General features: G+C 71.5%; 12 protein-coding genes. 8 read left to right on the top strand and 4 right to left on the bottom strand.

The window, feature by feature from the left end:
• Positions 1-388, bottom strand: a 388-nt coding sequence (gene dksA, locus AC32QD_RS14235; protein WP_492011168.1) for an RNA polymerase-binding protein DksA, incomplete at its 3' end; no start/stop codon positions are given.
• 194 nt (positions 389-582) lie between these two features.
• Here dksA and AC32QD_RS14230 point away from each other — a divergent pair.
• Positions 583-1,425 carry an AAA family ATPase gene (locus AC32QD_RS14230; protein ID WP_492011167.1) on the top strand — a complete coding sequence of 281 codons (843 nt, stop codon included), beginning with the start codon at positions 583-585 and terminating at the stop codon, positions 1,423-1,425.
• Positions 1,426-1,533: 108 nt separating this feature from the next.
• Here AC32QD_RS14230 and AC32QD_RS14225 read toward each other — a convergent pair whose 3' ends face one another.
• Together AC32QD_RS14225 and AC32QD_RS14220 are read right to left on the bottom strand one after the other, a co-directional pair.
• Positions 1,534-1,851: a hypothetical protein gene (locus AC32QD_RS14225; protein WP_492011166.1), complete on the bottom strand. Its 318-nt coding sequence runs from the start codon at positions 1,849-1,851 to the stop codon at positions 1,534-1,536.
• A gap of 400 nt (positions 1,852-2,251) precedes the next feature.
• Positions 2,252-2,452: a hypothetical protein gene (locus tag AC32QD_RS14220; protein ID WP_492011165.1), complete on the bottom strand. Its 201-nt coding sequence runs from the start codon at positions 2,450-2,452 to the stop codon at positions 2,252-2,254.
• Positions 2,453-2,778: 326 nt separating this feature from the next.
• Between AC32QD_RS14220 and AC32QD_RS14215 the strand changes: the two genes are divergently transcribed.
• From AC32QD_RS14215 to AC32QD_RS14200, 4 genes are read left to right on the top strand one after another with little or no spacing between them, the layout of a single operon-like run.
• The gene (locus AC32QD_RS14215; protein ID WP_492011164.1) at positions 2,779-3,222 is read left to right on the top strand and encodes a GNAT family N-acetyltransferase; all 444 of its coding nucleotides are present in this window, start codon (positions 2,779-2,781) and stop codon (positions 3,220-3,222) included.
• The gene (locus AC32QD_RS14210) at positions 3,222-4,574 is read left to right on the top strand and encodes a DUF2927 domain-containing protein (protein WP_492011163.1); all 1,353 of its coding nucleotides are present in this window, start codon (positions 3,222-3,224) and stop codon (positions 4,572-4,574) included. Before AC32QD_RS14215 ends, AC32QD_RS14210 begins: the two co-directional genes overlap by 1 nt.
• 12 nt (positions 4,575-4,586) lie before the next feature.
• Entirely contained in the window at positions 4,587-4,763 is a 177-nt protein-coding gene (locus AC32QD_RS14205) for a hypothetical protein (RefSeq protein WP_492011162.1), read from the top strand.
• 4 nt (positions 4,764-4,767) lie between these two features.
• Positions 4,768-5,952 (top strand): vWA domain-containing protein, encoded by a 1,185-nt coding sequence (locus AC32QD_RS14200; RefSeq protein WP_492011161.1) that lies wholly within the window; start codon positions 4,768-4,770, stop codon positions 5,950-5,952.
• A 147-nt stretch (positions 5,953-6,099) separates the two neighbouring features.
• On the opposite strand, the gene AC32QD_RS14195 is transcribed toward AC32QD_RS14200, so the two are convergent.
• Entirely contained in the window at positions 6,100-6,603 is a 504-nt protein-coding gene (locus AC32QD_RS14195; protein WP_492011160.1) for a VOC family protein, read from the bottom strand.
• 182 nt (positions 6,604-6,785) lie between these two features.
• Between AC32QD_RS14195 and AC32QD_RS14190 the strand changes: the two genes are divergently transcribed.
• The 3 genes from AC32QD_RS14190 (at position 6,786) to AC32QD_RS14180 (ending at position 10,731) form a co-directional block, all read left to right on the top strand.
• On the top strand, positions 6,786-7,478 hold the full coding sequence (locus AC32QD_RS14190) for a M48 family metallopeptidase (RefSeq protein WP_492011159.1): 693 nt from the start codon (positions 6,786-6,788) through the stop codon (positions 7,476-7,478).
• 114 nt (positions 7,479-7,592) lie between these two features.
• On the top strand, positions 7,593-8,933 hold the full coding sequence (locus AC32QD_RS14185; RefSeq protein WP_492011158.1) for an NAD(P)/FAD-dependent oxidoreductase: 1,341 nt from the start codon (positions 7,593-7,595) through the stop codon (positions 8,931-8,933).
• A 142-nt stretch (positions 8,934-9,075) separates the two neighbouring features.
• A complete protein-coding gene (locus tag AC32QD_RS14180) occupies positions 9,076-10,731 on the top strand; it encodes a thiamine pyrophosphate-binding protein (protein WP_492011157.1) in 1,656 nt (551 codons plus the stop codon).
• The last annotated feature ends 38 nt before the right edge of the window (positions 10,732-10,769 follow it).

Here is a 10,769-nt window from a genome sequence, read left to right as displayed (position 1 = left end):
GCCGCTCCTGCGCGGCGAGCGACATGGTGGCGATGGGCCGTGCGATCAGGCGCTTGAGCGAGATCGGCTCGCCGGTCTCCTCGCAATAGCCGTAGCTGCCGCTCTCGATGCGCTCGAGCGCCGAGTCGATCTTGGCGATCAGCTTGCGCTGGCGGTCGCGGGTGCGCAGTTCCAGCGCCCGGTCGGTCTCGGCCGAGGCGCGGTCCGCGAGGTCGGGCAGGCTGTAGTTGTCCTGCTGCATCTGAGCCAGCGTCTCGCGGCTCTCGTTCAGGATCGAGTCCTTCCAGGCCAACAGCTTGCGCCGGAAGAAGTCCTTCTGCCGCTCGCACATGAACGGCTCGTCGTCGCCGGGTTCGTAGTCAGAGTCGACACGGACTTCGAGATTCATTCGCGCTACCCTCGCCACGCTCCGCTCTGGGCTGCTCTTGGCATTTCCACCACCAGTAGTGTGCGCTTCTATAGTGTGGATGCCAGGGCTTGTCACCACTTAAAACACGCGGGACTTTGCGCTATATCCCTCGGCCGCTTGAAAAATTCTCAGACGGCGCCCGGGCGGCGAAAACGGGCGCGGAAAGGGCCGCAATGCGCTTTGAGGGAACCGCCGAATACGTCGCCACCGAGGACCTGATGACCGCGGTCAACGCCGCCATCCGGCTGGAGCGCCCGCTCCTGGTCAAGGGCGAGCCGGGCACCGGCAAGACCGAGCTGGCGCGCCAGGTGGCCACGGCGCTGGGGCTGCGGCTGATCGAGTGGCACGTCAAGTCGACCACCCGGGCGCACCAGGGGCTCTATGAATACGACGCGGTCAGCCGGCTGCGCGACAGCCAGCTGGGCGAGGGCCGGGTGCACGAGATCGCCAACTACATCCGCCCCGGCAAGCTGTGGGAGGCCTTCGCCGCCGAGGAGAAGGTCGTGCTGCTGATCGACGAGATCGACAAGGCCGACATCGACTTCCCCAACGACCTGCTTCAGGAGCTCGACCGCATGGAGTTCCACGTCTACGAAACCGGCGAGACCGTGCGCGCCCGGCACCGCCCGATCGTGATCATCACTTCGAACAACGAGAAGGAGCTGCCCGACGCCTTCCTGCGCCGCTGCTTCTTCCACTTCATCGCCTTCCCGGACACGGAGACGATGACGCGCATCATCGACGTGCACTTTCCCGGCATCAGGCGCGAGCTGGTGCGCGCGGCGCTGACCCAGTTCTACGAGATCCGCGACACGCCGGGGCTGAAGAAGAAGCCCTCGACCTCGGAGGTGCTGGACTGGCTGAAGCTGTTGATGGCCGACGAGGTGGAGCCGGCGGCGCTGCGCGCCGACCCGGCCTCGGCGATCCCGCCGCTCTATGGCGCGCTCCTCAAGAACGAGCAGGACGTGCACCTGTTCGAGCGCCTGGCCTTCCTGGCCCGGCGCCGCGGCGGCTGAAAACGCCGAGCGGCGCGCCCGCCGAAGCGCGCGCGCCGCCCGTGTGCAATCCGCCGGCGGCACCTCCCGCGCACCTCGTGGCCCGGGAGGCGCCGGCGCGGCCCGCGATCACTTGTTGATCGTGGCGTTGGTGCCCGCGGTGCTCATCTGGCTGGGCTTGACGGCCGTGGTGTTCTGCTCCGGCGTCTCCTCGGCGGTCTGCTCCGCAAGGCTCGCCGTCTTGCCGGCGTTGCCCACGGTGACGCTGGTCTCGTTATTCGCCGCGGTCTTCGGATGCAGACAATTGCTGTTGACGCTGCCCGGCTGCGTCTTGGCCAGGTCCGCCTGCTTGGCAGCGCAGGTGGCTTTGGTGGCGCTGCTGCCCGCGAGGGCGGGGGTGCTCGCAGCCAAGGTCAGGGCCAGTGCTGTCAGGGCGAAGCCTTTCATGTCTTTCCTCCATTCCGATTTCATTACGCCTGTTCAGCGCATGGCCTCTCATGTGATACGCATATTGGAGAATTGAAGGGCGGATTCGCAGATTCCAAAAGAAATTATCTTTGATGGAACCTGTTGAGATATTTTGCGTTTATAAACTGACGGCTCTTCAAACCCGATCTCCGGATATCTCGGCGCCGCTTGCCACTTGCGGGACCTTGCCCCTTGCGGGACCTTGCCCCTTGCGGGACCTTGCCCCTTGCGGGACCTTGCCCCTTGCGGGACACTGCACCGATCACCTTTGCCCGAGGCCCGCAGTCCCGGCCCGTTCCCGGCGGCGGCCCCCAGCCACCGCGCCTCCAGCCACCGCGCCCCCAGCCACCGCGCCCCCAGGCAGTCAGCGCGATCCGGCTCAGCTTTTCGCCAGCGAGGCCGTCACGCCTTCGCTGCAGACCCGCAGATCGGTGCGCGCCCTGGTTGCCGGCGCGACCGCAGTCATGACGGCGGCCCGGTTGCGGGCATTGGGCGAGCCGGTGTCGATGATCTGACCCGCCATCGCGGGTGCGCTGGCGGCAAGGCCCGCCAGCAGGATCACGAGGGGGAGGGGTTTCATCTCTTGCCTCCTTTCCAGGCAAGGCGCCAATGCTTGCTTCGTCTTTGAAATATGGAAATGCCGGCGGCTTTATTTAACGAAGAGGGTCGCGTTTCAATAAAACGTGACGTCCGGGGCCCTCGGACAAGGTGCTCCGCCGCCGACCGAAGCGGCACCTCGGACGCAGCACCCGGGCCGGGACCACGGGCTTTCCTGCCCGGCCGGCGCCCGGTCCGCGATTGCGGGCTTGATGATGCCGGCGATTTCGGATCATTTTGCCCCATCCCCTGCGGCCCGCTGGCAGGGCCTTGCCCGGTCCGGCCGGCCGGGTTTGCCTGGAGCCCGAGATGACCTCGATCACCATCCGCCCGCTGCGCGCCGCCGACGAGGCCGACTGGCGACGCCTGTGGACCGGCTATCTGGAGTTCTACGAGACCTCCGTGCCCGAGCAGGTCTACCGCACCACCTTCGCCCGCCTCGTCTCGGGCGAGCCCGGCGAGTTCCGCGGCCTGGTGGCCGAGAACGGCGCCCGGCTGGTCGGTCTGACCCATTACCTGTTCCATCGCCACTGCTGGCGGGTCGAGAACGTGATCTACCTGCAGGACCTCTATGTCGAGCCCGCGGCCCGCGGCACCGGCGCCGGCCGGGCGCTGATCGAGGCGGTCTATGCCGCGGGCGACGCGGCCGGCTGCCCCACGGTCTACTGGCTGACGCAGGACTTCAACGCCACCGCGCGGCAGCTCTATGACCGGGTGGCGACGCTGACGCCCTTCATCAAGTACCAGCGCTGATGCGCCTGCCGCCGCTTCTTGCCCTCCTGGCCCTGGCACTCGCCGCCTGCGCGCCGGCGGCACCCAGGCCCTCGCCCGCCGCCTCGCAGACGCTGGCGCCCGAGACGCCGCCCGCCTTCCCGCGGCTGGGCGCGGCGCTGCCCGCCGGCCACACCGCCTACGACAATGCCAGCCTGGCGCGCCTGTTCGTGACGCTCTCGCTCGATACCGAGTGGGGCACGCCGCGGCCCAACCTGGTGCGCTACGAGCGGCCGGTCTCGGTCGCGCTCGAGGGGGCGGAGGCGCCGCGCTACACGGCCTTCCTCGACGCCTACCTCGCCGAGATCCACAACCAGACCGGGGTGTCGGTCGCGCGCCGCCGGCCGGCCAACCTGATTGTGCGCTTCGTCGACGGCGCGCGGTTCGACTCCACCCTGCGCACCGCCGCCTGCGTCACGGCCTATGGCGACGTCAGCTGGAAGCACTATTCCGCCGACCCCCTGGGCCGCGGCGCCGACGCGTTGGCCGAGGCGCGGCGCCTGACCGCGATGACCGTGTTCATCCCCGACAATGCGCCGCCCTTTCAGGTGCGCAGCTGCCTGCTCGAGGAGATCCCGCAGGCGATGGGGCTGGTCAACGACCTCTACGGGCTCGGCAGCTCCGCCTTCAACGACGACGGGGCGCATATCTGGCCGACCAAGCTCGACTACCTGATGCTGCGCGTGCTCTACGCCCCGGACATGGAGACGGGGCTGACCCGGTCGGTGGTCGAGGCGCGGGCGCGCTCGGTGCTCGACCGGATCAACCCCGCCGGCATCGGCGCGCCGCCGCTGCCGCCGCTGCACCTGGGCGATCTGGGAGACTGGCCCCGGCTGATCACGCGGCTGTTCTCGCGCGGGACCACCGAGGCGCAGACCCGCCAGCTGGCGCAGGAGGCGCTGACCGTGGTAGAGGCCTACGCGCCCGGCTCGGCGCAGGACTGCTTCACGCTGATGACGGCCGGCCGCGTGCTGTCGCGGCACGATCCGGCCAAGGCGCTGGCCTTCTTCGACCGGGCGCGCGACGTGTGCGACGCCGTGCATGGCGCCTCCGACATCCGCCATGCGCGCATCGCGCTCGAGCGCGCCTGCGCGCTGCTGCGCCTGGGCCGCGCCCGCGACGCCGTCGATGTCGCCGAGGCGACCTGGCCAGTGCTGGCGGCGCACGGTCAGGACGATCAGCTGGCGGCGCTCTACACCATCGAGGACGACGCGCTGGCGCGGGTCGCGCCCGACAGCGCGCACGCCAGGTCGGTGGCACGGCTGGCCAGTGAGTGGAACGACTACGCGCTCGGCCCGGGGCACCGCGCGGCGCACTGCAAGCCGGCCGCCTGAGGAGGGAGATTTATGTCATACCTGTTCGTGGTCGCCTTCATTCTGGGCTGCCTGCTTGGGTGGCAGCGCGCCAGCCGCCGCGGCGGCACCATCGCTGACCGCATCCAGTATGCGCTGGCGCACGGCTTCCCGATCGCGCTGGCCACGCTGGCGGCGCTGGTCGCGATCGCGTGGCTCCGGGCAAGCTAGGGCGGTGTTCCTGAAGCTCTTCTTCGGCTTGCGGGCGGCCGGCGTGCCGGTGTCGCTGCGCGAGCACCTGACCCTGATCGAGGCGATGGACGCCGGGCTGGCGATCTATGACGTGGACGCATTCTACTATCTCGCCCGCGCCGCGCTGGTGAAGGACGAGCGCCATCTCGACCGCTTCGACCGGGTGTTCGGCGAGGTGTTCAGGGGTCTCGAGCGGCCCCAGGGCGAGGCGGGGCTCGAGGCGGTCGATCTGCCCGAGGAGTGGCTGCGCCGTCTGGCCGAGAAGCACCTGAGCGAGGAGGAGAAGGCGCTGGTCCAATCGCTGGGCGGCTGGGAGAAGCTGATTGAGACGCTGAGGCAGCGCCTGGCCGAGCAGCAACGCCGCCACCAGGGCGGCTCGAAATGGATCGGCACCGCCGGCACCTCGCCCTTCGGCGCCTATGGCTACAACCCCGAGGGGGTCAGGATCGGCCAGCACGCGAGCCGCCACCGCCGCGCCGTAAAGGTCTGGGACAAGCGCGAATTCCGCAACCTCGACGGCGACGTCGAGCTGGGCACGCGCAACATCAAGCTGGCGCTCAGGCGCCTGCGCCGCTGGGCGCGCGAGGGCGCGGCCGAGGAGCTCGACCTCGAGGGCACCATCCGCGGCACCGCCGAACAGGGCTGGCTCGACATCCGGCTCAGGCCCGAGCGGCACAACGCTGTGAAGGTGCTGATGCTCACGGACGCGGGCGGCTCGATGGACGACCATGTCCGCGTGGTCGAGCAGCTGTTCTCGGCCGCGCGGGCGGAGTTCAAGCACCTGGCGCACTACTACTTCCACAACTGCCTCTACGAGGCGGTCTGGCGCGACAACCGCCGCCGCCGGGACGCGCAGGTCGCGACCTGGGACCTGATCCACACCTGCGGCCCCGACTGGAAGCTGGTGATCGTCGGCGACGCGGCGATGAGCCCCTACGAGATCGCAATCCCCGGCGGCGCCAACGAGCACTGGAACGCGGAGGCCGGCCAGGTCTGGCTCGGCCGCGCGCTGGCGCAGTGGCCCGACGCCGCCTGGATCAACCCGGTGCCCCAGGCGCACTGGGCCTATACCCAGTCGATCGGCATGATCCGCGAGATCATGGCCGGGCGGATGTTTCCCATGACGCTGGCCGGCATCGAGGCGGCGACGCGGGAGTTCGGGCGGTAGCGGCGGCATCTCCGGACATCCCGAGCCCTGGGCCCCGGCCCCCGAGCCCGAACCTCCCCAGGCACCGCAGGAGGTCCCGGCTCAAGGCCGGGACCCGGGGCGCGCGTACGCGCGGGGGCGAGGGGATCCGCCCGGCGCGATCGCGCCTTACTCCGCCTCCGCCATCAGTGCCGCGACGTCCAGCCGCTGGTTGCCCATGGTCAGCTTGCCGTCCGCGTCCAGCGGCCACTCGGCCTCGGGCCTGTCGCGGTAGAGCTCGACGCCGTTGCCATCGGGGTCGCGCAGATACACCGCCTCGGAGACGCCGTGGTCGGCCGCGCCCTCGAGCGGGATGCCCGCCTCCACCACCCGGCTCACCGCCGCGCCCAGCGCCGCGCGCGAGGGATAGACGAAGGCGGTGTGGTAGAGCCCGGTATGGCCCGGCGGCGGCGGGGTGCCGCCAGCGCTCTCCCACACGTTCAGCCCGACATGGTGGTGGTAGCCGCCGGCCGACAGGAACGCCGCGCCCGAGCGGTACTTCTGCGTCACGTCGAAGCCGAGCACACCGGAATAGAAGGCGATGGCCCGGTCGAGGTCGGCGACCTTGAGGTGGACATGGCCGACCCTCACCTGCGGGTCGGCGGGGCGGGCGGCCGGTGCGAGCGGCTGCATTCGGGGGCTCATGGGCGGGTTCATGGGCGGGCTCCGGCAAGGGTGGATACCGCCTTGCATTGTAGTCCGGCAGGGCCGCCGCGCTAGCCGCCGGGGCGAGAATTCTCCGTTGCGCCGGGGAGAAACGTGAACTCGCGCCACGGCCGATTGCGCGCCCGGGCGACTCGCCTATATTCATTCGAATGAGCCGGCTGCTGCCCATCCTGCTGCTCGTCTTCGGCCTCTTCGGCATGATCAAGTTTTCCGCCTGGCAATCGGGCCGGACGCTGCGCCGGCGCTCGCGGCCCTTGCGCAACGACCAGGTCGAGGCGCTAGTCGACCGGCTGGCGCGCACCGCGGGCATCGAGCGCATCGAGGTGCGGCTGCTCGACATGCCCACCGTCAACGGTCTGGCCACGCCCTCGGGCGAGATCTACCTGACCGCCGGGCTGGTGAAGAACTTCCAGGCGCGGCGGATCTCCGGGCCCGAGCTCGCCTCGGTGATCGCCCACGAGCTGGGGCACCTGGCGCTGGGGCACACCAAGCGGCGCATCGTCGACGTGACCGGGGCGCAGACCATGCACATGATGCTGGGCTCGGTCTTGAACCGCTATGTGCCGCTGGCCGGCTGGCTGGCGGCGCGCTGGGTCTCGATGTTCGTGGTCAGCCGCCTCAGCCGCAAGGACGAGTTCGAGGCCGACGCCTATGCCACGGCGCTGATGCTGCGCTCGGGCCTGGGCGCCGAGCCGCAGGTCTCGATGCTCAAGAAGCTGCGCAAGCTGGTGCCGAACTCCGGCGCCGAGGAGATGAGCTGGCTCGCCTCGCACCCGTCGGTGAACGAGCGCACCGCCGCGATCATGGCCAATGCCGGGCGGTGGGAGGCCAAGGCCGAGTAGCGCGCCGCCTCCGTCCCGCAAAACCGCACCCTCCGGGCGCCGCCCCGTCTTGGCAGCGGCGCCGCGGCCCGCGATAGTGGCGCGCCGACCGGGCCGGCGGGGAGGGGAGTCGCCATGCCGATGATCAGCGAGCGCACGCCCGTCGCCTTTGCCGACCCGCTGCCCGAGTCGGCGGACGTGGTGGTGATCGGCGGCGGCATCGCCGGGGTCTCGACGGCGCTGTTCCTGGCCGAGCGCGGCGTCTCGGTCCTGGTGCTCGAGAAGGGCCGCATCGCCGGCGAGCAGTCCAGCCGCAACTGGGGCTGGGTGCGCCAGCAGGGCCGCGACCTCGCCGAGCTGCCGATCATGATGGAGGCGAACCGGCTGTGGCGCGGCCTGGCGGCGCGCACCGGCGAGCCCGACCTCGCCTTCACCGAGTCGGGCTGCCTCTACCTCGCCGACCGCCCGCAGACGGCGCGCAAATACGAGGCCTGGCACGAGATCGCGCGCCAGCACCAGCTCGACACGCAGCTCCTGTCGGCGGCCGAGGTGCGGCGGCGCTATCCCGACATCCCCGGCACCTGGATCTCGGGTATGATCACGCCGTCCGACGGCCGGGCCGAGCCCTTCGTCGCCGTGCCGGCACTGGCGCGCGCGGCGCAGCGGGCCGGCGCGCTGATCCGCGAGAATTGCGCGGCGCGGGCGCTCGATCTCGCCGCGGGGCGCGTCGCCGGGGTCGTCACCGAGGCCGGCCGGGTGCGCGCGCCCCGCGTGGTGCTGGCCGCCGGCGCCTGGTCGGAGCTCTTCGCGGCCAATGCCGGGCTGGCGCTGCCGCAGCTCATGGTGCGCTCAACCGCCATGCGCACCGGGCCGGCGCCGGAGGCCTACGCGCCCAATGTCTCGAGCCCCGGCCTCGCGATCCGGCGCCGCGCCGACGGCGGCTATACGGTTGCGACCGGCGACGTGGCCGAGCACTACCTCTCACCCGCTTCCTTCAAATACTTCTTCAAGTTCATGAAACTTTTCAAACTATCGGCCAAGGACGTGCGCCTGAGGCCTTGGCCTCCGCGCGGCTTCCCCGGCGCCTGGAGCACGAAGCGGCGCTGGTCGGGCGACGAGGTCAGCCCGTTCGAACGCCTGCGCGTCATGAACCCGGCGCCCTCGGCCGCGGTGGTCGCGCGGGCCCGCCAGCGCCTGCCGCAGCGCTTCCCCGCGCTCGCCGGTGCCGGCATCGCCGAGGCCTGGGCGGGCATGATCGACGTGACGCCCGACGCGGTGCCGGTGATGGGCGAGGACGGGCGTATCGGCGGGCTCTACTTCGCCACCGGGCTGAGCGGCCACGGCTTCGGCATCGGCCCGGCGATCGGGCGCATCATGGCCGATTTGGTGACCGGCCGCGCCCCGGGCCACGCGCTGGCGCGCTTCCGGCCCGGCCGCTTCGACGACGGCAGCGAGATCGTGCCGGGGCCCTACTGATCGCCGGCGGCGGCGGCGGAGGCCGGCGGCGGTTTCCTCCCCCGGTCGGAATGTGGGCGACCCCACGCTTTCGCTCTTGCGAAATCCGGTTTTGCCTTCAAGCTTCGCGACTCGTCGGCAACGCTGAGAAACGGGGGAGAGGATGCGCCGCGCCGCGGACCTGATGGTGGAATGCCTGCACGCCCACGGCGTCGACCGCATCTTCTGCGTGCCGGGCGAGAGCTATCTGGAACTGCTCGACGCGCTGATCGACGCGGCCGGGATCGACACCGTGGTCTGCCGCCACGAGGGCGGCGCCGGCTTCATGGCCGTGGCCGACGCCAAGCTGACCGGCCGGCCCGGCGTGCTGGCGGTCAGCCGCGGCCCGGGCGCCACCAACGCCGCCATCGCGGTCCATGTGGCGCAGCAGGACGCGGTGCCGCTGGTGGTGCTGATCGGCCAGGTGGCGCGGCGCGAGCGCGGCCGCGGCGCCTTCCAGGAAATCGACTACCGCGAGATGTTCGGCGCCGTCGCCAAGGGCGTGTGGGAGGTGCACGACCCCGCCCGGCTGCCCGAGACGGTGGCCCGCGCCTGGCACGCGGCTGAGGCCGGCACGCCGGGCCCGGCCCTGATCGCGCTGCCCGAGGACATGCTGCGCGACGCCACCGACGCGCCGGTCATGGCGCCGCTGCCGGTGGTGCGCGCGCAGCCCGCGGCGGCCGAGCTCGACGCTGTCGTCGCCCGGCTCGAGGCGGCCGAGCGCCCGCTCCTGATCGCCGGCGGGCTCATGGCCGGGCCCGAGGGCCGCGCCGCGCTCAAGCGCGGGGCGCAGGCGCACGGCCTGCCGGTGGCGCCGACCTTCAAGCACCAGGACATCTTCGACAACGCCTCTCCGCTTTACGCCGGGCATCTGGGCTTCAAGGTGCCCCCCGTTCTGATCGCGGCGCTGGCCGAGGCCGACCTGGTGCTGGCCGTGGGCACCCGGCTGGGCGACACGCCGACCCAGGGCTACAGCTTCCCCCGCGCGCCCCAGCCCGCGCAGCCGCTGGTGCATGTCTACCCCGACCCCGCCGTCATTGGCGGCCTCTACCGCCCCGATCTGGGGCTGGTCTCGGACCCGGTCGCCTTCCTCGACGCGCTGGCCGCGCGCGACGCCACCCCGCCCGGCGACCGCGCCCAGTGGTGCGCCCGGCTCAACGCCGCCGCGCGCGGCATCGCCGACTACCACGCCGCCGAGCGCCCCGACGGCGTCGACTTCGGCGTCGTGGTGCGCGAGCTGGCCGAGCGCGCGCCGCGCGAGACCATCGTCACCATGGATGCCGGCAACTTCTCCACCTGGGTGCATTCGCTGTGGCCGTGGGACGGCGCGCAGCCGGCCATGGGCTCGGTCGGCGGCGCCATGGGCATGGGCGTGCCCGGCGCCGTCGCCGCCTGCCTGCGCGCGCCCGGGCGCACGGTGATCGCGTTTTGCGGCGACGGCGGGCTGATGATGACCGGCAACGAGCTGGCCACCGCCGTGGCGCACGGCGCCCGGCCGAAGATCGTGGTGTCGAACAACCGCTCCTACGGCACCATCCGCCTGCACCAGGAACGCGACCACCCGCGCCGGGTGGCGAGCACGACGCTGGAGAACCCCGACTTCGCCGCCTGGGGCCGCGCCTTCGGGGCGCTGGGCCTGACCGTGGCGCAGCCCGGCGACGCCGCCGCCGCCGTGGCAGAGGCGCTGGCCTGGGACGGCCCGGCGGTGATCGACGTGCGCAGCTCGCTCGAGGCGATCTCCGCCTACACCACCATCGCCCGGCTGCGCGGCGAGGCGTGATCCGGCCTCCGGGCGCCTGTTCCGCCCGCGCCCCCGGT

It is taken from the genome of Thermohalobaculum sp. (assembly GCF_058622915.1).
This window is presented reverse-complemented; position numbering and strand designations above follow the sequence as displayed.